The organism is Trueperaceae bacterium, from assembly GCA_031581195.1.
Classification (GTDB): domain Bacteria; phylum Deinococcota; class Deinococci; order Deinococcales; family Trueperaceae; genus SLSQ01.
This window is the reverse complement of record JAVLCF010000012.1, coordinates 1-22,363: the sequence shown is the minus strand read 5'-3', so window position 1 is coordinate 22,363 and position 22,363 is coordinate 1. Positions and strand designations below refer to the sequence as shown.

Below are 22,363 nucleotides of genomic sequence, written 5' to 3'. Positions count from 1 at the left end.
GCGCGTCAGCCGTCGTCGGCGGCGGTGCGGGGGACCTTCACGAAGTCGCCGTCTCGCGCCCGCGCGAGGGCGCGGGCGGCCTCCGGGTCGAGGCCCGGCCGGACGACGTCCTCGCGGAGGGCGTCGCCTCCGTGGATCGGGCGCAACATCGGTTCGAGGCCGGTGACGTCGACGTCGGCGATCGCTTCGAAGTGCGTGAGGACCCGCTCGAGGTCGGCGCGCAGCGCATCGCGTTCGCCGTCCGCGAGGTCGAGGCGCGCGAGGGCCGCCAAGTGGTCGAGGTCCGCGTCCTTCACGCGCTCCAGGCTAGCACGGCCTTCGGGCCACCCGCTGCCCGGCCCCCCGGGGCCGTGCGCGTCAGAAGGCGAAGCGCAACGCCCACCAGGCGAGCGGTGCGAGGAGCAAGCCGGGAAGCAGGTTCGCGATGCGGATCGTCACGACGTCCAACAGCCCCAGCCCGAGCCCCACGATCATCAGGCCGCCGGTACCGTTGACGAGCAGGACGACGGGGGAGGTGGCGGGGTCCGGCAGCCACTGCGCGAGGACGCCCGCCCCGAGCGAGACGGCGCCCTGGTAGACGAGGACGGCGCCGGCGGAGGCGAGCACGCCCCACCCGAAGCTGGCGGCCAGCACGACGGAGGAGACGCCGTCGAGGGTGCTCTTCAGGATCAGGAAGGACGGGTCACCGACCAACCCGTTCTGGATCGCGCCGATCAGGGCGAGCGGGCCCACCAGGAACAACAGGGTGGCGGCAACGAACCCCTCGGTGAAGCCGCCCTCGCCGCGCACGCGACGCCGGAGGCGCTCCCCGAGCCGGTCGAGGCGGTCGTGCAGCCGGAGGCCCTCCCCGGCGGCGGCGCCGACCGCGAGGCCGAGGAGGGCGGCGACGACGCCGGGGGGCCCGTCCACGCGACCGAGGTCCGCGGCGCCGGACAGCCCCACGAACAGCGTCGCGAGCCCGATCGCCTGCATCATCGTCGTCGTGGTGCGCGCCGGGAGGCGCCCGCGGGCCCACAGCCCGAGCGCGCCGCCGGCGAGGACGGCGACGACGTTGACGAGGGTGCCCGACGTCTGGGCGAGGAGGCTCACCCGCCGGCGGCGTCCGTCGGGGGGGCCGCCTCCGCCGCGGCGTCTTCGCCGCGGCCGCGGAGCACCATGACGGTCACGATGGCGCCGGCCACGAGCGGCAGGCCGATCAGCCACACGAGCCAGGTCGTGAGGCTCTGCGGGCCGGTCGCGGTGGGCGGGAAGATGAACGACGGCGGTTCGCGCGTCGCGTCCGCCCCCACGTCGAGCGTGATGGTGGCGTTGGCCTCCTCCTGGCGGAAGGTGCGGTCGCGGAACGTCAGCGTCCAGTCGCCGTCGTCGGGGAAGCGCAGGGTCGTCTCGTACGTCCCTGCGTCGGTCTCGACGAACCGGTCGCTGGTGAGCATGGCGTGGCCCACGCGGGTCGCTTCGACGAACACGATCGCGTCCTCGACCGGCGCGTCGACGGTGTCGCGCATGACGATCCGCAGCGTCGTCGCGTCGTTCGGGAGCGGCGGCGCGGGCGCCGTGTCGACGGTGACGAACACCATCGTCGCGTGGGCGGCACCCCACGAGACGACGCTCAGCGCGAGCGCGGCAAGGACCGCGCGGAGGGCGGAGGGAACGCTCGGGCGCAGCGCCCCAGGATCGCGCGGCGCGGCGCGCGCGCCGATCATCCGGCCGGCCCCAGGAGGGTGCCGCGCATCTCCATGGGTTGCGCGAGCACGAGGATCTGCAGGGCCGTGAGGGTCACGACGAACAACAGCATCGGCCACATCGCCGTCGCGGCCCGCGTGCCGGGGAAGTCGCGCAGGGCGATGCGGACCGTGAGGTAGGCGGCGAGCAACGCGTACGCGCCGCTCACGCCGGCGCTGATGGGGAACATCCAGCGCGACGGCATCCAGCGCGCCAACGCCCAGTTCGGGTCGAGGTTCGCGCCGCGCCACGCGAAGAAGTGCTCGAACACCGGCACGATCGACGCCGCCCCCGTCAGGAAGTGGAACAGGTAGTGCGCCGCCCAGAACCCGAAGCCCATCGCGACGAACACGTACCCCCAGCGCATCAGGGCGCGCCGGGGGTGGAGGCCGGCGCCGCCGGCGGCGTCCGCGGTGACGGCCGCGGCGAGCGAGGCGGCGCCGCCCCCGACCGTGAAGGCGGCGAAGACGAGGGCGAGGAGGAACGGTTCGTTGCGGCTGCCCGTCCACGCGCTGAGGCCGCGCGCGAGGTCGTAGAACGGTGGGATCATCGCGACGGCGTTCAGGAGGCCCCAGTACAGCATCATCACGCCCAACGCGATCAGGGGCAGGCCCCAGCGTTTCCGCCAGGGCGCCTGACGCAACTCCCAGCCGGGCGAGCGGACGGTGAGGGCGACGTTGTCGTAGGGGCAGGCGCGGACGCAGTTCATGCACGACGTACAGTCCATGTTCGACGTCATCGTCGGGACGAATAGGTTCGTTTCGCAGCCGGGGAACGACCCCTCGCCGTTGGCGTGGACGACGTCGTCGAGGGGCACGAAGGCGCGCTCGCCGGGCGCGCGGGCGGGATCGGCGTACGTCTCGCGGCCGTGAAGGCACGGCTTGTCGGCGCACGAGCGACACACGTCGGGGTCGGCGGCGGTGATTTGGGTGGGGGAGACGCTGGCGAACAGGAAGTTGAAGTTCCCCAGGGGACACACGTAGCGGCAGAAGGTGCCGGCGGGGAACAGCACGTCGACGGCGAAGGCGCTGGCGAAGTAGGCGATCGCCAGCCAGGCGGACAGCCACGGGCTGGCCCACAGGTCGAACGCCTCGTAGGCGTAGAACACCCCGACCAACAACGCGGCGACCAGCCATTTGTTGCGGAGGCGGTCGGGCCAGCGCAGCTCGATCCCGAGGCGGCGCTTCACGAAGTTCGCCGGGCCGCGCGTCAGCATGAGGGGGCAGGCGCCGCAGAAGGCGTTGCCGAGGATCGCCAGCGCGACGACGACGAGGCCTCGGTAGTGCAGCCACGTCGCGGTCGTCGCGACGTTCCGGGGGGCCAGTTGGCGGCCGGTGAGGCCGTCCACGATCACGAAGATCGCGAGGATCAACAGCGGGAGCTGCAGCGTCAGGCGGGCGTAGCGCCAGCGGAGGAACCGACGCAGGCCAGGGATCGCGAGGAGGTCGGGCCCCCGCGGTTGCCGCACGAACGGCCCGCTGCGCCCCCCGCCGGTCGGCGGAGCGACCTGGGGGAGCGGGACGCGGCTCACGGGCGCGCGACCGTCACGGTCGTCTCGCCGAACCCGCGGCGCCCGTCGGGCAGCGTGACGTCGGCGGTGAGGACCCAATCGCCCGCCATGTCGTAGGCGAAGTCGCGGGTGGCGTAGGTCCCCGGCGCGTCGTCCGGGTGGGCGTCGGCGACGATGGGAATCATGCCGGCGTGCGTCATGTCGCCCGTCACCTCGACGGTGGCGTCGCGGGCCGGCGCGTCGTCGGCGAGCACGAGCACGCGCACGGTGTCGGGCCCGACGACGGGGTCGGGGGGCGCCTCGACGCGGACCCGGACGTCGGCGTCGGCCGCGCGGGCGCCGCCGCCCGCCTCCGGCGGTCGGCAGCCGACCAGAGCGACGGACAGGGCGACGGACAGCGCGACCAAAACGAGCGGAAACGGCGTCAGGGACGTTCGTCCTGGGCGGTCCTTCATCCCCGTGAGGCTATCACGGGCCCCCGCGCCCGGACGTCGGCCGGCCGGCCCGCCACGCCAACGCCGGGTGCCACCGCGCGATCGCGGCGAGGTACCGCGTCACGCCGTCGTGCAGCGCGGCGGCGGGGCGGTCGGCGTCGGTCAGCCAGGCGCGGTCGAGGGGATTCGAGAGGTAGCCCATCTCGATGATCACCGCGGCGGTGCTCGGGTGCAACGCGTGCCGGAAGCGCGCGTGGGCGAAGGCGTAGTAGTCGGTCATGGCGGGCGAGACGTTGACCGCGTCGTGCGGCAGCGGCGTGGCGTCGAGGTACGCCGCGTCGACGCTGGCCAGCAGCCACGGGTCGCGACGCGTGCGCGTCGGGATCGCGTGCGCGCTCTTGTAGCCGCGGCGCCCGACGTCGGGAACGCCGTCGGCGTGCAGGGCGAGCGCCAACGAGGCGCGCAGGTTCGGGGGGACGGTCGCGCCCACGACCCGGACGCGGATGCCGTCCGCCCGCAGGCGCGCGGCGAGGGCGTCGGCGACGGCGGCGTTGACCGTCACCTCGTCCACGCCGCCGGCGCTCGCGCCGGTCCGCGTCCGCAGCGCGGCGAGCTCCTCGGGTGCGGCGTGGGCTCCGAGGTGCCCCACCTGCAGCACGACGGTCGGGGGGCCCTGCAGCACCGCCCGCAGGAGCGTCGCCGGCCCCGGCCGCGCAGGGGGGCCGTCGACCGCGACGCGCGCGACGCGCACGTCGGTCGCGGCGGCGTGCCCGGTCCAGGCCGCCGCCGCGAGGACGACCGCGGTGACGCCCGCCGCGACGGTGGCGGCCGCCCGAAGGCGTCGGCGCCACGCGGGGCGCGCGTCGGGCGTGGGGGGTGCGGTGGGCGCCCCGCGGGGGACCGGGGCGCTGCGCGGGGTGGGGGCGACCGGCGTGCCGGGGAAGGCGCTGCCGACGTCGCCGACCTCGTCGCGGGGAACGCGCGTCACGCGCGCAATCTACCCGGTCCCCGGGGGTGTGCGGCGGGGTGGGGTCAGACGCGTTCGGCGGTCAACCAGAACAGGATGTGTTCGTTGACGTTCTCGAGGTGGTCGCCGAGCCGCTCCAGGTAGCGCCCGACCGACAGCAACTTCGTGGCCTTCGTGATCGCTTGGGGGTCCTCCAGCATGTACGTCAGGAGTTCACGCTGGATCTGTTCGTAGAGTTCGTCGATCTCCTCGTCCATCCCCAGCGACGTCCGCGCGCGCTCTTCGTCGGCGTCGGCGAGGGCGGCGATGGTGGTGTCGATCATGCGGTCCTCGATCTCGAGGATGCGCGTCATGTCGGTGTACTTCTTGAGGGGGGGCTCCTGCGCGAGCTCCGCGCCGGCGTTCGCGACGTGCACCGCGTAGTCCCCCGAACGCTCGACGTCGGCGAGGGTGCGGTGCATCGCGCCGAGGAAGCGCAGGTCGCGGGCGGCCGGTTGGCGCCGGGCGATGATGCTGAGGATCGTGTGCTCGATGCGGTCCTGCGCATCGTCGATCAACGCGTCGTTGTCGCGGCAGGCGAGCGCCGCCTCGGGCTCGGCGTCCACGAGCGCGGCGCGGGCGTGCCCGAGCGACTCGCGTACGAGGCTGAGCATGCGCACGATTTCGGTCGATACGTCGTGGAGTTCGGCGTCGAGGGCGTTCACGTGGTCGGAACCTAGCATGCCGCAGGCTGGCACGGCGACGTCAGCGGTACGTCAACGCCTGCCTGCGGCCCGGGCGTCCTGACGGCCCCCTGACGCGTCCGGGCGTACACTCGGGAGCGTGAACGCTCCGCCGTCCCCGCGCACCGACCCGCCCCCGGGCGCCGTCGTGTTGGTCGTCGAGGACGACCCGGCGGTCCGCGAGTTGGTGGTGTTGCACCTCGCGCGCGCCGGGTACCGCACCGCGGAGGCGGAGACGGTGGCCGCCGCCTGGGATCGGGTCCGAACCGCGGACCTCGTCGTCCTCGACCGGATGCTGCCCGACGGGTCGGGCGACGCCCTCCTCGGGTGGGTGCGCCGCGACGCCGGCCTCGCCGACCTCCCGGTGTTGATGTTGACGGCCCGCGCCAGCGAGGTCGATCGGGTCGAGGGCCTCGAATCGGGCGCGGACGACTACCTCGTCAAGCCGTTCAGCGCGCACGAGCTCGTGGCGCGCATCAAGGCGTTGTTGCGCCGCGCGCCGCAACGCCGGCAGGTGCAGGTCGGCGACCTGACGGTCGATCAGGATGCGGCGCAGGTGACGGTCGGGGGGGCGCCGGTCACGTTGACGCGCCGCGAGTTCGAGCTCGTCGCCTTCCTCGCCAGCCACCCCGGGCGGGTGTTCTCCCGCAACGAGCTCCTCGACCGCGTCTGGGGGGAGGCGTTCCTCGGGACCGAGCGGACGGTCGACCAGCACGTCGCGCAGATCCGGCAACGGTTGGGGGAGGGCCGCATCGAGACGGTGCGGGGGAGGGGGTATCGATTCGTTCATGACGAGCCCACCTGACCCCGACCTCGCGACGCTCCTCGGCGGGCTCGCCGAGGGCGTCGTCGCCATCCGCGACGAGCGCGTGGCGTTCCTCAACGCCGCCGCCGCGGAGCTCCTCGGGACCGACGCGCGGGCCGCGGTCGGGGCGACGTTGATCGCCGCGCTGCGCGACCACCGTCTCGAGCGGGTGTGGCGCACCGGGGGGCGGGAGGAACTCACGGTCCGCGGTCGCCGCGTCGAGGTGGAACGCATCGAGGGCGGGTTGGCGTTGCGCGACGTCAGCGAAGCGCGTTCGGCGCAGGAGGACGCCCGGGAGTTGTTGGCGGTGTTGTCGCACGAACTGCGCACGCCGGTCACGACGATCCGCTCCACCCTGGAGGCGCTCGCCTACCCGGACCTCGAGGGGGAGCTGCGCGAGCGCTTCCTGCTGCGCGCCAGCGACGAGGCGGAACGCCTCGTGCGGTTGTTGGAGGACCTGACGGTCGACGTCTCGCCGCCCCGCGCGCGCAGCGTCGACGTCGCGTCGACGGTGGAGCGGGCGATCGGGGTGTTGGGCGACACGCTGGAGCGGCACGCCGTGTGGGTGCGCCGCGACCTGCAGGCCCCGACGGTGTGGGCCGATCCGGACAAGGTCCTGCAGGTCGTCGTCAATCTGCTCGAGAACGCGGCGGTGCACGGACCCGACGGAGCGGAGGTCGTCGTCGAGGCGCGTGAGCAGGGGGAGATCGTGACGCTGCGGGTGCGCGACGCGGGCACGCCGTTGGATCCCGAGGGGGTCGAGGCGTTGTTCGAACTGCACGCCCGGGGGCGGACGGCGGAGACCGGCAAGGGCCGGGGGTTGGGGCTGTACGTGGTGCGCTCCATCGCGGAGCGGTGGGGGGGCGAGGCGTGGGGCGCCCCGTGGCACGAGGATGGCGCGGAGGGCAACGCGTTCGGGGTGACCGCCCCGGCACGCCGTCCGACGCCGTGGCAGCGCGAGGGGGAGCGTCGGCCCGGCGAGGGTGCGGCGGGGGACGCGCCGCAGCCCGGCGCCGTCCCGACCGACGACGCTTAACCGCGCCGGAGGGGCCCCGGATCGGGCGGTGGCGTGAGGCGCCGCGCCCCGCGCCTCCGGCGCGCGGCGGGCCACGGGAGCCGCGCCGCGGCGTCGCGCCCCCACGGGGCGCCGGTGCGCGCGAGCTCGCCCGCTCCGCCCGACGCCGCCCGGGTCGATCCCGGGTCGGTCGAGGCCGGTCCGGCCGCCGCCCGCCACCAGGTGGGGGCCGGCGCGGCGAGGAGGAGTACGGCCAGCCCGATCGCGAGCGCGACCCCGGGTCGCGCCACGAGCGCGGCGAGGTCGCCGACGCGTGGGGGGTGCCCGTCCGACGCGACGCGGGCGGCCCACCCGACCGACGCCGTCGCCACGCCCGCCCCGACGAGGAGGGCGACCGGCGCGACCGCGCGGTGGGTGGCGGGGGGTGGCCGGAGCGCCCACCAGCCCGCGGCGGTGACGGCGAGGACGCCGTGGAGGGCGGCGACGTCGGCGAGCCCGTCCGGCAGGGCGAGGCGCGCGAACGCCACCGCCGGGACCGCGGCGAGCAGCGGCCCGCGCGCCAGGGCGAGGAGGACCAACGGCGCCCACGGCGCCAAGCGGAGGGCGTCGCGTGCCCATGCAGGCGCGTCGGCGCCCCCCGGGGCGTGCGCCGCCTCGTGCCAGGCGAGCGCCCCCACGAGCGCCGCGAGCGCCAGCGGGGCGGCGTCGCGGGGGAACGGCGGACGCGTCCGGGCGGAACGGACGCCGGCGCCGACCGCGGTGGCGAGGACGAGGCCGGCGGCGAGGAGGGCGGCCGCGACGAACGGACGGTCGGGCGCCGCCTGCAGGAGGGTCGCGAGGGTCACGCGTCCTCCGCGAGGTCGGTATGGGGGGCCGGGTCGCGGTCGGCGTCGGTGGGGGGCCAGGCGTCGGGGAAGCCGTCGGCGGCGGCGTCCAGCGTCGCACCGAACGGCGTGGCGCCCAGCCGGCCGCGGACCAGCATGCGCGCGGCGGCGCGCCACGCCGGACGGCGCGCCGCGGGCGCGGTGAGCGTCCGCGCGGTCGCCCACGCCGCGACGGCGGCGCGGTGCACGCCGGCGGCGGCGGGCCCGAGGAAGCGGCGGGTGGTGACGAGCCCCCCGCGCAGGCCCTCGACGAGGAAGCGGCCCTCGGCCGGCGTGGAGGCGCCCCCGACGTGCGTCGCGTCGGCCCCGACGAGCTGGACCCGCCCGCCGGACCGCCGTAGGCGGACGCCCCACTCGAGGTCCTCGTTGCCGAAGCGCAGCGCGGCGTCCATGCCGCCCGCCGCCCGCGCGGCGCGGGTCCGCACGACGAACAGCGCGCCGGACAGCCAGGCGACATCGGTCGTCGCGTGGGGGCGGCCCGCCACCCGGCGTTGGGCGGGGCGGTAGGGCAGCCCGAGGCGTTCGGGGGTGCCGCCCGGGGTGCGGGCGAGCGGGCCGGTCATCGCGACGCGGGGGTCGTGGAAGGGCGCGAGCAGCGCCGGCAGGGTGCCGGCGTGGGGCCACGCGTCGGCGTTCGCGATGAGCAGCAGGGCGTCCGCCGCACCGTTCCGCGCCAGGGCGCGGCGCAGGGCGTCGTTCACGACCGCGGCGTAGCCGGCGTTCGGGACCGCCCGCCACGCGGCGTGGGGGTGCCCCGCGAGCGCCGCGCGGGCGTCGCCCGCGTGCGCCGGTCCGCCGGTGTCGAGGACCTCGAGGGGGACGTCCGGCGCTTCGCGGGCGTACGCGGAGGCGGCCTGCGCGAGGAGGTCGGGCGTCCGGTAGTGGACGAGGACGACGCGGTCGAGGTGCACGACGGCAGGCTAGCAGCGGCGGCGGGCGCGCGCGACCGGCGGGGCGGCGGCGGCGCGCTAGGCTGAGGCGTGACGACGGTTCCTCGCATCGGCGTGGCGCTCGGGGGTGGCAGCGCCCGCGGCTACGCGCACATCGGCGCGCTCGCGTCGCTCGAACGGCACGGGTTCGCGCCGGACACGATCGTGGGCACCAGCTTCGGGGCGGTCGTCGGGGCGCTCTACGCCATGGCGCGCAGTCCCGAGGCGCTCGAGCGGCAGGCGGCGGCGCTCCGTCGTCGGGACGTGCTGCCGCGGGTCCTGGACGTCGGGCTGCACCGCGGGGCGTTGTTCGCCGGGCGGCGCCTGGAGGCGTACTTCGACGCGTTGGTGGAGGGGCGCGCCTTCGAGGACCTCGATCGCGACCTGCGCGTCGTCACGACCGACGCGGCGACGGGGGAGCGGGTCGTGTTGACGTCGGGCGCGTTGGCGCCGGCGTTGCGGGCGTCGGCGTCGCTGCCCGGCCTCTTCGCGCCGGTCGAGATCGGCGGACGCCGGCTGTTGGATGGCGGCGTCGGGTCCCCGACGCCGCTCGACACGCTCGAGCCGGACGCGTTCGACCTGCGCATCGCGATCGGCGTGGGGACGGATGCGGATGCGTCGCGCACGATTCGGGGGGTGCGGTGGGCGTTGACGCAGCCGTGGGGGCGGCGGGTCCATGCGGCGATGGGGCGCGCGGGGCCGGGGTACGTCGGCGACCTGGTGCGGGCGTTGGCGTGGACGGCGGAGGGCTACGTGCGGGAGGTGCCGGAGGACGCGTTGCACGTCGAGGCGCGCCCGCCGATCCATTGGCTGCGCTTCGATCGGGCGGGGGATGCGGTGGTGGCGGGGGAGCGGGCGCTCGAGGCGGCGGTGCCGCGGTTGGTGCGGGCGCGGGCGGCGTGGGTCGACGGCGGCGCGGGCGGCTGATCGGTCGCGCGGGACCGGCCGGCGTCAGAGGATCGTCTTCCCCAGGAGGCTGGCCGCCATCTCGACGACGATGTCGGCGGTGCGGTTGCGGTCGTCGAGCATCGGGTTGTCCTCGACCAGGTCGACGCTGGTCACGAGGCCGGTGGCGGCGAGGATCTCCATGAGCAGGTGCGCTTCGCGGTAACTCAGCCCCCCGGGGACCGGCGTCCCGACGCCCGGTGCGAGGTCGGGGTCGAGGACGTCGGCGTCGAAGGAGACGTGCAGCCGGTCGACGTGCGCGAGGTCGGCGGCGGCGGCGTCGGCGACGTCGGCGAGGCCGCGCCGGTCGACGTCGGTCATCGTGTAGGTGCGGATGCCGAGCTCCGCGATGCGTGCGCGTTCGGCGGGGTCGACGGAGCGGAGCCCGACGTACACCAGGTCGCGCGGGTCGAGGCGGGCGCCGGCGGGAACGACGTCGACGAGGCGGGGGTCGCCCTCGCCCATCAGGACCGCGGCCGGCATGCCGTGCACGTTGCCCGACGGGCTGGTGGCGGGGGTGTTGAGGTCGGCGTGCGCATCGATCCACAGCACGCCGGTCCGGCCGAGCGCGGCGCGGGCGGCGTACGTCCCGATCGTCACGGCGTGATCCCCCCCGAGGAACACCGGGATCGCGTCGGACGGGATCGCGGAGGCGGCGTCGACGGTGGCGCGGGCGGCCGCGGCGATCGCGTCGACGAACGCCAAGCGTTCGGGGTCGTCGGTCGCTTCGGGCACCGCGACGGGGACGTTGCCGTGATCGACGACGTGGCGCCCGATCCGCTCGAGGGTGGGCGTGAGGCGGGCGAGGCGGAGGGCGCTGGGTCCGACGTCGACGCCGCGCCGGCCCGCGCCGAGGTCCATGGGGATGCCGAGGAGGTGCACGTCGCGCATGGCGACAGGATGCCACGTCCCCGGGCCGCCGACCCCGCCGGGGCGCGTGGTAGCCTCCCCCGGCCGGAACGGACCGGCGAGAGGGAGGCGGACGTGAGCCACGCCGAAGCGGGGACAGGTGGACCGAACGACGCGTTCGCGTTGCTCGCGCGCGGCGCGAGCGACGTGGTGCCCGAGGACGGCATCCGCGTGTTGCTGGCGCGCGCGGAGGCGCAGGGGCGCCCCCTGCGCGTGAAGTTGGGGGTCGACCCCTCCAGCGCGGACCTGCACGTCGGGCACGCGGTCGTGCTGCGCAAGATGCGGCAGTTTCAGGACCTCGGCCACGTCGCGGTCCTGATCATCGGGGACTTCACCGCCACGATCGGGGATCCGTCGGGGCGCAACAAGACCCGCCCGCCGTTGACGCTGGAGGAGACCCGCGCGAACGGCGAGACGTACGTCGCGCAGGCCACCCGCGTGCTCGACGACGACCCCGCGAAGCTGGAGATCCGCCACAACTCCGAGTGGTTGTCGGGCCTCGGTTTCGCGGAGGTCGTCCGCCTCGCCTCGACGTACACCGTCGCGCGGATGCTGGAGCGTGACGACTTCACGAACCGCTACCGGGGCGGCGTGCCGATCAGCGTGCACGAGTTCCTCTACCCCCTCGCGCAGGGGTACGACTCCGTCGCGGTGCGCGCCGACGTGGAGCTCGGGGGGACCGACCAACTGTTCAACCTGCTCGTCGGGCGGGACGTCCAGCGGGCGTACGGCCTGACGCCGCAGGTGGCGCTCACCACGCCGTTGCTGGAGGGTCTCGACGGGCAGGAGAAGATGTCGAAGAGCCTCGGGAACGTCATCGGTCTCACCGATCCACCCGACGCGATGTTCAAGAAGGCGATGCAGGTCGTCGACGCGTTGCTGCCGCGCTACGCGGAGTTGTGCACGCTGCTGGACGTCGCCGCGCTGCGCGACGAGGTGGCGCGCGACCCGGTGGCGGCGCACCGCCGCTTCGCGCGGGCGTTGGTGACGCTATACCACGGGGCGGACCCCGTCCCCGACGCCGAAGCCCGCTACGACGCGGTGGCGCGGGGCGAGACGCCGGACGACCTCGCGGAGGTCGTGGTGCCGGCCGACGCGTTCGACGACGGGGCGGTCTCGGTGCTGGCGGTGGCGGTGCGGGCCGGCTTCGCGGCGTCGAACGGCGAGGCGCGCCGCCTGATTCAGAATCGCGGCCTGAAGCTGGACGGCGTCCCGATCGAGGATCCGCGGGCCCGTGTCACGCTCGAGGCGCCGGTGGTGCTGCAGCGCGGCAAGGATCGCTTCGTGCGGGTCCGCCGCGCGGACTGAGGCGGGCCGGCGGCGTCAGATCGCCAGGACGGTGGCGAGGTCGAGCAGCTGTTCGTCGATCGGTTTTTCGTTCTCCCACACCTGCTCGAGGGGGACGTACACGGTCCCGCGCTTGTCCACCCCGACCATCTCCCCGGTCCGGCCGGCGAGGAGGCCTTCGACCGCCATGTACGCGAGGCGCGACGCCAACACCCGGTCGCGGGTGGAGGGCGTCCCGCCGCGTTGGGTGTGCCCTAGGATGACGGTGCGGACCTCGTAGCCGCTGCGCTCGCGGATCGCCTGCTGCAGCGCCAACGCGCCGCCGGGGAAGGCACCCTCGGCGACGACGACGATGCTGCTGGTCTTGCCGCGCTCCTGCGCGGCGACGAGGGCGTCGGCGACGTTGCGGACGTCGGCTTCGCGTTCGGGGATCAGGATCGCTTCGGCGCCGCCGGCCACCCCGACGTTCAGGGCGATGTGGCCGGCGTTGCGCCCCATGACCTCGACGAGGAACAGCCGGTCGTGGCTGGCGGCGGTGTCGCGCAGTCGGTCGACCGCCTCGAGCGCGACGTTCATGGCGGTGTTGAAGCCGATGGAGACGTCGGTGCCGGCGATGTCGTTGTCGATGGTGGCGGGCACGCCGATCACGTCGACGCCGTGCTCGACGTACAGGCGGTGCGCGCCGCGGAAGCTGCCGTCCCCACCGATCACGACGAGCGCATCGATGCCGCGACGCCGGAGGTTGCCGGCCGCCTCGACGCGCGCTTCGGGCGTCTCGAACCGTTGCGAGCGGGCGGTGCGGAGGATGGTGCCGCCCCGCTGGATGACGTTCGCGACGCTGCGCGCGCCGAGCTCGCGGGCGTCGTCCTCGAGGAGGCCCTGGTAGCCGCGGTAGATGGCGCTGACCCGAGCGCCGCGGGCGATGGCGGTGCGGACGACCGCGCGGATCGCGGCGTTCATGCCGGGCGCGTCGCCGCCGCTGGTGAGTACGCCGATGTGCCTCATCGCGGCGCAGTATAGCCGCGCCCTCCGGCCGACCCCCGGAGGACGTCGGGTGGGCGACGGGGACGGCGGACGGACGGACGTGGAATACTACGGCATGAACTTCGCCAGCGTTCTCGACCCCACCCCCGGCGAACGGCGGGTGGCGCTCACGCCCGACGTCGTCGGCCGCCTCACGAAGTGGGGGGCGGAGGTCCACCTCGAGCCCGGGTACGGGGCGGCGGCGGACCACGCGGACGACGCCTACGCGGCGGCGGGCGCCACGTTCGCGCCGCGCGACGCGGTCCTCGCCCGCTCCGACGCGTTGCTCGCCCTCAACCCGCCCGACGTCGAGACGTTGCGCGCGATCCCCGAGGGCAGCGTCGTCGCATCGTTCCTCGATCCGTTCCGGCGACCGGAGGGGGTGGCGGTGGCGCGCGAGCGGAAGCTCGCGACGTTGTGCCTGGAGTTGATCCCGCGCACGAGTTACGCGCAGAAGATGGACGCGTTGTCGAGCCAAGCGAGCCTCGGGGGGTACGCGGCGGTGATCCTGGCGGCGGAGCGCAGCCCCAAGTCGTTCCCGATGATGAGCACGCCGGCGGGCACGATCGCGCCGGCGCGCGTGTTCGTGGTCGGGGTCGGCGTCGCGGGCCTACAGGCGATCGCGACGGCGAAGCGCCTCGGGGCCCGCGTCGAGGCGTACGACACCCGCCCCGTCGTCGCGGAGCAGGTGCAGTCGTTGGGCGCGAAGTTCGTGGAGCTCGACGTCGGCGAGACCGGCCAGACGGAGCAGGGGTACGCCAAGGAACTGACGCCGGAGCAGCTGGCGGAGCAACGCCGGCAGATGGCGGCGGTCGTGGCCGGCGCGGACGTGGTGATCACGACCGCGCAGCTGTTCGGGCGGCCCGCCCCCCGCATCGTCGACGCGGACATGGTGGCGGGCATGGCGCCCGGCAGCGTGATCGTGGACATGGCGGCGTCCACCGGCGGGAACGTCGAGGGCAGCGTCGCGGACGAGGAGGTCGTCGTGAACGGCGTGCGGATCCTCGGGGACGCCAACCTGCCGGCGCGCGTCCCGCGCGACGCGTCGGCGATGTACGCCTCGAACCTGTTCGCGCTCGTGGCGCACGCGTGGGACGCCGACGCCGGCGCCCTGGCGCTCGATCCCGAGGGCGACGAGGTGCTCGACGGGGCGTTGTTGACGTACGACGGCGTCGTCCGCGATGCGCGGGTGGCGAAGGCCCTCGAAGGGGGTGCGGCGTGATGTTGTTGATCTTCGTGTTCGTTCTGGCGATCTTCCTCGGGGTCGAGTTGATCACCAAGGTCCCCAGCCAACTCCATACGCCGTTGATGTCGGGCAGCAACGCCATCAGCGGCATCACGATCGTCGGGGCGTTGATCGCCGCGAGCGCGGGGGGGACCCTGGGCACGGCGATCGGCGTCGCGGCGCTCGTGTTCGCGACGATCAACGTCGTGGGTGGCTACCTGGTGACCGACCGAATGTTGAGCCTGTTCAAGGCGAAAGGGCGGGGCTGAGTCGTGGCGGGCGGACTGGAGCTCGCCTACATCGCCGCGGCGGTGGCGTTCATCCTGGGCCTGAAGCTGTTGGGGCGCGCGGAGACCGCGCGGCGGGGGAACGCCCTGTCGGCGTTCGGGATGCTGGTGGCGGTCGTCGCGACGCTGCTCGCGGGCGGCATCGACCCGCTGTGGGTCGCGGTCGGCCTGGCGGTCGGTGCGTTGATCGGGGCGGTCGCGGCGCGGCTCGTGAAGATGACGGCGATGCCGGAGATGGTGGCGCTCTTCAACGGCTCGGGGGGCCTCGCGTCGATGGGGGTCGCGGCGGCGGAGTGGATCCAGCGGCCGGAGCAGGGGATCGGGACCGCCGCGGCGATCGCCGCGGCGTTGGTCGTCGGCGCGATCGCCGCGTCGGGGAGCGTGGTCGCGTGGGGCAAGTTGAGCGAGACGCTGCCGGGCCGCCCGGTGCGGGTGCCGGCCCAGCAGGTCGTCATCTCCGCCGTCGCGATCGCGACGCTGGCGGGGGCGGCGTGGTTCGTCGTCGCGCCCGACGGGGGCGCGGCGGGCGTCGTGATCCTCGCGACCGCGGTGTTGGCGTGGGTCGTGGGGGTGTTGCTGGTGCTGCCGATCGGGGGGGCGGACATGCCGATCGTCGTCAGCCTCCTGAACGCCTACTCCGGCCTCGCGGCCTCCATGGCGGGGTTCGTGTTGGGCAACAGCGCCCTCGTGGTGGCGGGGTCGCTCGTCGGGGCGTCGGGGTTCATCCTGACGAACATCATGTCGAAGGCGATGAACCGCAGCCTCACGAACGTCCTCTTCGGGGGGTTCGGGGGGGCGCCGGTGGCGTCGGGGACGGAGATCGAGGGGGAGGTCAAACCGATCACGGCGGAGGATGCGTACTACATCCTCGAGGCGGCCTCGAACGTGATCGTCGTGCCGGGCTACGGCATGGCGGTGGCGCAGGCGCAGCACGTCGTGCGCGAGTTGGCGGAGTTGCTCGAGAAGAACGGCGCGGAGGTCCGCTACGCCATCCATCCGGTCGCGGGGCGCATGCCGGGCCACATGAACGTGCTGTTGGCCGAAGCGAACGTTCCGTACGAACGGTTGGTGGAGCCGGGCGACGTGAACCCGACGATGGATACGGTCGACGTCGCGATCGTGATCGGCGCGAACGACGTCGTGAACCCCGCGGCGCGGGAGGACGCGTCGAGCCCGCTGTACGGCATGCCGATCATCAACGTCGACGAGGCGCGCACGACGTTCGTGCTGAAGCGGTCGATGAACCCGGGGTTCTCCGGGGTGCAGAACCCGTTGTTCTTCAAGCCGAACACCCGCATGTTGTTCGGGGACGGCAAGGCGATGGTCGGCGAGCTCGTCTCGGAGTTCAAGGAGACGTTGGGGGAGTAGCGCTCCGGCGCCGGGGTGCGGGGCGGGCGGGGTGCGCGGCACCCCGCCCGTCTTCGTGCCTCCCGATCTTCCGTGAGCAGGTAACTTGACACGACCACGCTCAACCCCCTACGGTGGGGGCATGGATCCCGAACACCTCACCCACGCCGCACTGCAGGCCCTCCAGGCCGCCGAACGCATCGCCGCGACCCGCGGCCAACAGCAGGTCGGCGCGCTGCACCTCGCCGCCGCCCTCCTCGCCGACGCCCAGGCGCCCCCCGCCCGCGTCGTCGCCCGCGCCGGCGGCGACCCCGCCCAGGCGTACGCCGCCCTCGACGCCGCCCTCGCGAACCTCCCGAGCGTCTCCGGCGACGCCGCCTCCGGCGAACGCACCCTCGACGCCCGCCTCGGCCGCACCCTCCAGGCCGCCGAACGCGCCGCCGAAGCGCGCGGCGACCGCTACGTCGCCGCCGACCTCCTGCTCGTCGCGCTGCGCCGCGAGGCGGGCCGCGACCTCGCCATGCTCCCCGACGCCGACGCCCTCGAGGCCGCCGCGAACGAGGTGCGCGGCGACCGGACCGTCGACTCGCGCGAAGCCGAAGCGACGTACGAAGCGCTCGAGACGTACGGCATCGACCTCACCGAACGCGCCCGGGAGGGGGAGCTCGACCCCGTCATCGGCCGCGACGACGAGATCCGCCGCGCCACCCAGATCCTGCTGCGGCGCACCAAGAACAACCCCGTCCTGATCGGCGAGCCCGGCGTCGGCAAGACCGCGATCGCCGAAGGCCTCGCCCAACGCATCGTGGCCGGCGACGTGCCCGAGGGCCTCCACGGCAAACGCATCGTCCAGCTCGACATGGGCTCCCTGCTCGCCGGCGCGAAGTACCGCGGCGAGTTCGAGGAGCGCCTCAAAGCCGTCGTCGAGGAGGTCGTACGCGCCGCCGGCGAGGTCGTGATGTTCATCGACGAACTCCACACCATCGTCGGGGCGGGGAAGGCCGAGGGCGCCGTCGACGCCGGCAACATGCTCAAACCCGCCCTCGCCCGCGGGCAGTTGCGCCTCATCGGCGCGACGACGCTCGACGAGTACCGCGAGATCGAGAAGGACGCCGCCCTCGAACGCCGCTTCCAACCGATCTTCGTCGACGAACCCAGCGTCGAGGACACCGTCAGCATCCTCCGCGGCCTCAAGGAGAAGTACGAGGTGCACCACGGCGTCCGCATCGCCGACCCCGCGCTGATCGCCGCCGCCACCCTCGGGCACCGCTACCTGTCCGACCGGCGCCTGCCCGACGCCGCCATCGACCTCGTCGACGAAGCCGCCAGCCGCATCCGCGTCCAGCTCGACAGCCTCCCCGAGGAGATCGACGCGCTGCAGCGCCGCAAGCTGCAGCTCGACGTCGAGCGCGCTGCGCTCGCCAAGGAGGACGACCCCGAGTCCGCCGCTCGGCTCCTGCGCGCCGAGGAGGAACTGGGGACCATCGAGGACCGCATCGAGACCGCCCAGAGCGACTGGAAGCAGGAGAAGGCCAAGCTCGACGAACTCCGCGGCGCGCAGGCGGAACTCGACCGCGTCCGCACCGGCATCGAAAGCGCCGAACGCGCCTACGACCTCGACACCGCCGCGGAGCTCCGCTACGGCCACCTCCCGAAACTCGAGACGCGCCTCGCGGAGCTCGCCCGCGAACTCGAGGACGCCCGCTACGTGCGCCTCGAGGTCGGCGAGGACGAGGTCGCCGAGGTCGTCGCCCGCGCCACCGGCATCCCCGTCGCGAAGCTCGTCGAGGGCGAACGCGAGAAACTCCTCGGCCTCGAGGACGAACTGCACGCCCGCGTGATCGGGCAGGACCGGGCGCTGCAGGCGGTCGCCGACGCCGTCCGCCGCTCCCGCGCCGGCCTGTCCGACCCCGCCCGCCCCATCGGCAGTTTCCTGTTCCTCGGCCCCACGGGGGTCGGGAAGACCGAAACCGCGAAGGCGCTCGCGCAGAACCTGTTCGACGACGAGGACGCCCTCGTCCGGTTGGACATGAGCGAGTACATGGAGAAGCACACCGTCGCCCGCCTCATCGGGGCGCCCCCCGGGTACGTCGGCTACGAGGAGGGCGGCCACCTGACCGAAGCGATCCGCCGCCGCCCGTACGCCGTCGTCCTCTTCGACGAGATCGAGAAGGCCCACCCGGACGTCTTCAACGCGCTGCTGCAACTCCTCGACGACGGGCGCCTCACCGACGCGCACGGCCGCACGGTGGACTTCAAGCACACCGTCGTCATCCTCACCAGCAACGTCGGCAGCCCGCACATCCTCGAGATGAGCCGCGCCGGACGCCCCGCGAGCGAGGTGGAGGCCGCCGTCATGGAGGAGCTCCGTGACGCCTTCCGCCCCGAGTTCCTCAACCGCCTCGACGACGTCGTCGTCTTCGAAGGGCTCGACGCGGCGCAGGTCGCCCGCATCGCGCAACTCCGCATCGACGACCTCGCCGCCCGCCTCGCCGACAAACGCATCACCCTCGACGTGCAGGACGACGCGCTCGCGCACCTCGCGCGGGTCGGCTTCGACCCCGCCTTCGGCGCGCGCCCCCTCGCGCGGGCCCTCCGCGCGGAACTCGAAACGCCGCTCTCCCGCGCCATCCTGGCCGGCGACGTCGTCGACGGCGACGTCGTCCACGTCGCCCTCGACGGGGACCGGTTGACGTTCGACACCGAACGCCCCCAGGAGGTCCTCGCCTAACCGGCTCCGCACCCGCGACGCGAAGGGGCCGGGCGGAACGCCCGGCCCCTTCGCCCGATCGGGGGCCCCCTACGCCGGCTCGCGGATCACCAGCCCGAGCTCCCCCTCGAGCGTCCGTAGACCCGCCTCCGGCCCGAGCGCGACGATGCGGGGTGCGCCCGCCGCCCGGATCGCGTCCGCCAACTCCGCGAACGCCTCCCGCGTCGTCCCCAACACCTCGCGGCGCAGGCGCTCGCGCTCCTCGAGGCTGCCGCGCAGCCGCCGCGTCAACGCCCGGTAGCCGCGTTCGGCGGGCATCTCGTGCGGATCCAACCCCCCGAGCGTGCCGATGATCAACGTCTCCAGGTCGCGCTCGTCCAGCGACCCCGCCGCCTCCTCGAGGCGGTCGGGCGCCTCCGCCATGACGTCCAACGTCTCCGCGAAGTTCGGGTCGCGGTACGAGAAGGTGCGGAACGCCCCCCGCAACGGATCCAGCACCGCCCCCGCCCCGTAGGCGCCGCCCTGGAAGCGGATGCGCGGCAGGAACACCTCGCTCGACAACCAGCGGGCCGCCACCAACCAACTCCCCGGGAGCGGCGCGCCGCCCACCAGCGTCCGGCCGGTCGCGACGTAGAACACCTGCCCCGGAAGGCGCCAGGCCTCCGCCGGCGCCGGCGCCGGGAGCGCCCCGACGTCGGCGCCCTCCGCCGCACCGCCGGCCGGAAGGGCGGACACCAGCCGCCGCGCCGCCGCCCGCATCGCGTCGTCCGCCGCGTCGTCGGCGTGCACCGCCGCCACCGTCCCGGCCCGCACCAACAACGACGCCCGCAGCGCCTCCAGCTGCTCGCGGAGGGCGTCGGGATCGCGTTCGGCCAGGTCCGCCGCCGCCTTCAACGTCCCCAGCGACGCGAGGCCGCTCAGGTGCTCCTCGAGGCGCGCCTCCAGCGCCCCGTGCGCCGCGAGGCGGCGCAACGCGAAGCGGTGCCCCGCCCGCTCGAGCGCCGCCCGGCGGCGCGCCAAGCGCTCCACCGTGAGGCGCCGCAGCACGTCGGCGTCCCCGAAGTCCGCCTCGCGCAGGACCTCGGTCGTCAGGTCCGCCAACGCGTCCGCCTTCGACGCCAACGCCGACCCCCGCACCACGAAGCGCGCCAACCCCGGCGCGCCCCCGACCCCCGCCGCGAGGTCGGCGCCGGCCCCGATCCCGCCGGTGTCCGCATCGATCGCCCGCGTGAGCGACGCCAACGACCGCGACGCCGTCCCCGTCTCGAGCAGGTAGCGCCCCAGCATCCCGACGTGCGCCAGGCCCGCCTCCGGCACCGTCCGCAGGTCGAAGGCGACGTCGACGTACCCCAGGCCGCGGGTCGGCAGGTCGTAGCGCAGCAGCTCCGCGCCGTCGTGCGCCTCCACCTCCGGCACCGGGTCGGGCGTCGGGTCGTGCAGGTCGCCGCGGTGCAGGCGCGGCAACGCCGCGCGCGCCTCGGGCGCATCCGGCGTCTCCTGCGCGTCGCGCAACGCGGCGTTCGCCGCCTCCAACGCGCGCCACTCGGCGTTCCCCATCGCCTCCGCCCGCGCCGCGAGACGCGCGCGCTCCTCGGCGTCGCGTCGCGCACTGAGCTCCGGGTCCGGCGTCGCGGAGGCGTGCACGCGGTGCGCGTTGTCCAGCAACCGCCGCTGCAGCAGCCGCCCCAGCACCGACGCGCCGTGGTCCTCCCCGCCGTCCTCCGCGAGGCGGGCGTCCAGGTCGGCGAGCGCCGCATCGAAATCCAGTTCGCGGACGGGGTCGCGGCCGTGCATCCAGGCGTCCAGCGCCGCGAAGGCGAGGCTGAGGCCCTGCTGCCCTCCGCCGGCGTCCATCTCGCGCAGGTCGAACTCCAGGCGGTTGCGCGCCGCCCGGACGTCCTCCGGATCGAAGCCGACGCGGGCGACGTCGCGAAGGGTGTCTAGCACCAGGGCGTGCACCTCCCCGACGCGCGCCGGGTCGACCCCGCGGAGGCCCGCATGGAAGGTCGGTTGCCGCGCGGTGGTGTCGAGCCCCCCGAGGAACGCCTCGCCCACCCCCGCATCCAGCAACGCCCGCCGGAGCGGTGCGGCGGGCGTCCCCACCAGCGCGTGGTCCAGCACCTCCAGCAGCAACGCTTCGCCCGGGCCCTCCAGGCCCGGCAACGCCCAGGCGACCGTCGCGAGCGCCTTGTCGCTCGCGTCGGCGGGGTAGGGGGCCTGCGCCTCGCGCGGTGCCTCGAACGGCGGCTGGAGGGCCGGCGCCGGGACGGGCGGGAGCGGCGTCACCCCCTCGAGGTACGGCGCGATCCGGGCCGCGACCTCCTCCAGCGGCACGTCGCCGTGCACCACGAACCTCGCGCGGGAGGGGTGGTAGTGCTCGGCGTGGAACGCCGTGAGCGCCTCGTACGTCAGGTCGGGGATCGCCGCCGGGTCGCCCCCCGACTCGAACGCGTACGGCGTGTCCGGCAGTAGACCCGCCGCCTCCGCCTGGTGCAGGGCCCGGCTGGGGTCCCCGAAGGCGCCCTTCATCTCGTTGAACACGACGCCGCGCAACGCCAACGCCGCGTCTGCCGCCCCGTCCGCCCCGTCGCCCTCGCCGGCGCGTTCCAGGTGCCAGCCCTCCTGCTCGAACGTCGTGCGCGCGAGGCGCGGCGCGAACACCGCGTCGAGGTACACGTCGAGCAGGTTCAGGTAGTCCCGGCGGTTCTGCGTCGCGAAGGGGTACACCGTCCGGTCGGGGTACGTCAGGGCGTTCAGGAACCCCGCCAGCGAGCCCTTCACCATGTCGAAGAACGGGTCGCGCAACGGGTACTTCCGCGACCCGGCGAGCACCATGTGCTCCAGGATGTGCGCCACGCCGGTGTCGTCGCGCGGGGGGGTGGCGAAGCCGACGGCGAACGACAGGTTCGCGTCGTCGGCGTCGAGCGCCAGGAGTTCCGCGCCGCTGGCGGCGTGCCGGTACCGGCGCGCCGTCGCGCCGGCGATCGAAAGCGTGTGCTGGTCGTCCACGACGAACCCGAAAGCATCCATGGCGCGGACGCTATCACGGGCCCCGCCGCGCCTCCGCGGCGCTGCCGACGTCGCCCCCGGGCTCGCGCCCCGCCGGCCTCCACCGGCCGTGATAGCGTCCCCCGTGGCCGCCCGCCCCTCCCGCCTCGCGCACCTCGAACGCGCCCGCGCCGCCCTCGACGCCGGGAACGTCGACGACGCCGTCGCCGCGCTCCATCACGGCGCGACCGACCCGCGCGACGCCGCCGACCGGGCGACGTACCGCCTGCACCTCGCCGCCACCGACGCGCTGTACGGGCGCGGCGGCGTGGCGCGCGGGCGGGAGCGCCTCCGCGAAGCGGCGGCGCTCGACGGCGCCGTCGTCGACGCGCCCCTGTACCGGGCGCTGCACGCGGAGTTCCGCGCCCTCGAGGGGGCCTCGGCCAGCTCGGTCCGGCGGGCGGTGGACGGCGTCGACGCCGCGGACCCGGTCGCGGCGTACCACGCCGCGAGCGCCCTCTGGTGGGCCGGCGCCGCCCGCGCCGCCCGCCGTCGCCTCCGCGCGATGCCCGACGACGCGGTCCCCGCCTACCTGCAGTGGCGGCGCTGGTCGCTGCTCGGGCACGCGCACGCCGACCTCGGCGAGGACGACGC

At 74.8% G+C, this 22,363-nt stretch carries 21 protein-coding genes; 9 read left to right on the top strand and 12 right to left on the bottom strand.

From position 1 onward, the window contains the following. Positions 1 to 5 precede the first annotated feature (5 nt). The 7 genes from gatC to phoU all read right to left on the bottom strand — a co-directional run bounded on the left by gatC (position 6) and on the right by phoU (position 5,355). Positions 6 to 296, bottom strand: coding sequence for an Asp-tRNA(Asn)/Glu-tRNA(Gln) amidotransferase subunit GatC (gatC, locus tag RI554_02195; GenBank protein ID MDR9390824.1), 291 nt, complete (start codon positions 294 to 296; stop codon positions 6 to 8). Between the two features lie 61 nt (positions 297 to 357). Continuing rightward, positions 358 to 1,089 (bottom strand): DUF554 domain-containing protein, encoded by a 732-nt coding sequence (locus RI554_02190; GenBank protein ID MDR9390823.1) that lies wholly within the window; start codon positions 1,087 to 1,089, stop codon positions 358 to 360. Beyond that, positions 1,086 to 1,703: a FixH family protein gene (locus RI554_02185; protein MDR9390822.1), complete on the bottom strand. Its 618-nt coding sequence runs from the start codon at positions 1,701 to 1,703 to the stop codon at positions 1,086 to 1,088. Before RI554_02185 ends, RI554_02190 begins: the two co-directional genes overlap by 4 nt. Further along, positions 1,700 to 3,253: a hypothetical protein gene (locus RI554_02180; protein ID MDR9390821.1), complete on the bottom strand. Its 1,554-nt coding sequence runs from the start codon at positions 3,251 to 3,253 to the stop codon at positions 1,700 to 1,702. Before RI554_02180 ends, RI554_02185 begins: the two co-directional genes overlap by 4 nt. Further along, on the bottom strand, positions 3,250 to 3,687 hold the full coding sequence (locus tag RI554_02175; GenBank protein ID MDR9390820.1) for a FixH family protein: 438 nt from the start codon (positions 3,685 to 3,687) through the stop codon (positions 3,250 to 3,252). Before RI554_02175 ends, RI554_02180 begins: the two co-directional genes overlap by 4 nt. Before the next feature lie 13 nt (positions 3,688 to 3,700). Beyond that, entirely contained in the window at positions 3,701 to 4,654 is a 954-nt protein-coding gene (locus tag RI554_02170) for an N-acetylmuramoyl-L-alanine amidase (protein MDR9390819.1), read from the bottom strand. Between the two features lie 44 nt (positions 4,655 to 4,698). Next, the gene (gene phoU, locus RI554_02165) at positions 4,699 to 5,355 is read right to left on the bottom strand and encodes a phosphate signaling complex protein PhoU (protein ID MDR9390818.1); all 657 of its coding nucleotides are present in this window, start codon (positions 5,353 to 5,355) and stop codon (positions 4,699 to 4,701) included. A 100-nt stretch (positions 5,356 to 5,455) separates the two neighbouring features. Between phoU and RI554_02160 the strand changes: the two genes are divergently transcribed. Together RI554_02160 and RI554_02155 are read left to right on the top strand one after the other, a co-directional pair. Beyond that, on the top strand, positions 5,456 to 6,160 hold the full coding sequence (locus RI554_02160) for a response regulator transcription factor (protein ID MDR9390817.1): 705 nt from the start codon (positions 5,456 to 5,458) through the stop codon (positions 6,158 to 6,160). After that, the gene (locus RI554_02155) at positions 6,144 to 7,196 is read left to right on the top strand and encodes an ATP-binding protein (GenBank protein ID MDR9390816.1); all 1,053 of its coding nucleotides are present in this window, start codon (positions 6,144 to 6,146) and stop codon (positions 7,194 to 7,196) included. The genes RI554_02160 and RI554_02155 overlap by 17 nt, the downstream gene beginning before the upstream one ends. Here the strand turns inward: RI554_02155 and RI554_02150 are convergent. Then, positions 7,193 to 8,020, bottom strand: coding sequence for a hypothetical protein (locus tag RI554_02150; protein ID MDR9390815.1), 828 nt, complete (start codon positions 8,018 to 8,020; stop codon positions 7,193 to 7,195). The two genes, RI554_02155 and RI554_02150, sit on opposite strands and share 4 nt — an antisense overlap. Beyond that, positions 8,017 to 8,970 (bottom strand): glycosyltransferase, encoded by a 954-nt coding sequence (locus tag RI554_02145; protein ID MDR9390814.1) that lies wholly within the window; start codon positions 8,968 to 8,970, stop codon positions 8,017 to 8,019. Before RI554_02145 ends, RI554_02150 begins: the two co-directional genes overlap by 4 nt. Before the next feature lie 69 nt (positions 8,971 to 9,039). On the opposite strand from RI554_02145, the gene RI554_02140 reads away from it, so the two are divergent. After that, positions 9,040 to 9,915 carry a patatin-like phospholipase family protein gene (locus RI554_02140; GenBank protein MDR9390813.1) on the top strand — a complete coding sequence of 292 codons (876 nt, stop codon included), beginning with the start codon at positions 9,040 to 9,042 and terminating at the stop codon, positions 9,913 to 9,915. Positions 9,916 to 9,939: 24 nt separating this feature from the next. Here RI554_02140 and rocF read toward each other — a convergent pair whose 3' ends face one another. Then, the gene (gene rocF, locus RI554_02135) at positions 9,940 to 10,824 is read right to left on the bottom strand and encodes an arginase (protein ID MDR9390812.1); all 885 of its coding nucleotides are present in this window, start codon (positions 10,822 to 10,824) and stop codon (positions 9,940 to 9,942) included. Between the two features lie 93 nt (positions 10,825 to 10,917). Here rocF and tyrS point away from each other — a divergent pair, with 93 nt between their 5' ends. Beyond that, positions 10,918 to 12,150, top strand: a complete 1,233-nt coding sequence (gene tyrS / locus RI554_02130; protein MDR9390811.1) for a tyrosine--tRNA ligase — start codon at positions 10,918 to 10,920, stop codon at positions 12,148 to 12,150. Positions 12,151 to 12,165: 15 nt separating this feature from the next. Here the strand turns inward: tyrS and pfkA are convergent, their stop codons facing one another. Continuing rightward, entirely contained in the window at positions 12,166 to 13,134 is a 969-nt protein-coding gene (gene pfkA, locus RI554_02125) for a 6-phosphofructokinase (GenBank protein MDR9390810.1), read from the bottom strand. Positions 13,135 to 13,213: 79 nt separating this feature from the next. Between pfkA and RI554_02120 the strand changes: the two genes are divergently transcribed. The 4 genes from RI554_02120 to clpB all read left to right on the top strand — a co-directional run bounded on the left by RI554_02120 (position 13,214) and on the right by clpB (position 18,742). Further along, positions 13,214 to 14,374, top strand: coding sequence for an NAD(P) transhydrogenase subunit alpha (locus RI554_02120; protein MDR9390809.1), 1,161 nt, complete (start codon positions 13,214 to 13,216; stop codon positions 14,372 to 14,374). Beyond that, positions 14,374 to 14,646: an NAD(P) transhydrogenase subunit alpha gene (locus RI554_02115; protein MDR9390808.1), complete on the top strand. Its 273-nt coding sequence runs from the start codon at positions 14,374 to 14,376 to the stop codon at positions 14,644 to 14,646. The genes RI554_02120 and RI554_02115 overlap by 1 nt, the downstream gene beginning before the upstream one ends. A gap of 3 nt (positions 14,647 to 14,649) precedes the next feature. Beyond that, a complete protein-coding gene (locus RI554_02110) occupies positions 14,650 to 16,032 on the top strand; it encodes an NAD(P)(+) transhydrogenase (Re/Si-specific) subunit beta (GenBank protein MDR9390807.1) in 1,383 nt (460 codons plus the stop codon). 121 nt (positions 16,033 to 16,153) lie between these two features. After that, entirely contained in the window at positions 16,154 to 18,742 is a 2,589-nt protein-coding gene (gene clpB / locus RI554_02105) for an ATP-dependent chaperone ClpB (GenBank protein ID MDR9390806.1), read from the top strand. A gap of 69 nt (positions 18,743 to 18,811) precedes the next feature. On the opposite strand, the gene RI554_02100 is transcribed toward clpB, so the two are convergent. Then, complete coding sequence (locus RI554_02100; protein MDR9390805.1) at positions 18,812 to 21,751, bottom strand: insulinase family protein; 2,940 nt, start codon at positions 21,749 to 21,751, stop codon at positions 18,812 to 18,814. Between the two features lie 103 nt (positions 21,752 to 21,854). Here RI554_02100 and RI554_02095 point away from each other — a divergent pair. Beyond that, a partial coding sequence (locus RI554_02095) for a hypothetical protein (GenBank protein MDR9390804.1) occupies positions 21,855 to 22,363 on the top strand: 509 nt, incomplete at its 3' end.

Excerpts from the sequence above, each read along its gene's own strand:
- RI554_02185 (MDR9390822.1), bottom strand. The coding sequence starts at position 1,703 with ATGATCGGCGCGCGCGCCGCGCCGCGCGATCCTGGGGCGCTGCGCCCG.
- RI554_02155 (MDR9390816.1), top strand. The coding sequence starts at position 6,144 with ATGACGAGCCCACCTGACCCCGACCTCGCGACGCTCCTCGGCGGGCTC.
- RI554_02175 (MDR9390820.1), bottom strand. The coding sequence starts at position 3,687 with ATGAAGGACCGCCCAGGACGAACGTCCCTGACGCCGTTTCCGCTCGTT.
- RI554_02100 (MDR9390805.1), bottom strand. The coding sequence starts at position 21,751 with ATGGATGCTTTCGGGTTCGTCGTGGACGACCAGCACACGCTTTCGATC.
- RI554_02115 (MDR9390808.1), top strand. The coding sequence starts at position 14,374 with ATGTTGTTGATCTTCGTGTTCGTTCTGGCGATCTTCCTCGGGGTCGAG.
- rocF (MDR9390812.1), bottom strand. The coding sequence starts at position 10,824 with ATGCGCGACGTGCACCTCCTCGGCATCCCCATGGACCTCGGCGCGGGC.
- phoU (MDR9390818.1), bottom strand. The coding sequence starts at position 5,355 with ATGCTAGGTTCCGACCACGTGAACGCCCTCGACGCCGAACTCCACGAC.
- pfkA (MDR9390810.1), bottom strand. The coding sequence starts at position 13,134 with ATGAGGCACATCGGCGTACTCACCAGCGGCGGCGACGCGCCCGGCATG.
- clpB (MDR9390806.1), top strand. The coding sequence starts at position 16,154 with ATGGATCCCGAACACCTCACCCACGCCGCACTGCAGGCCCTCCAGGCC.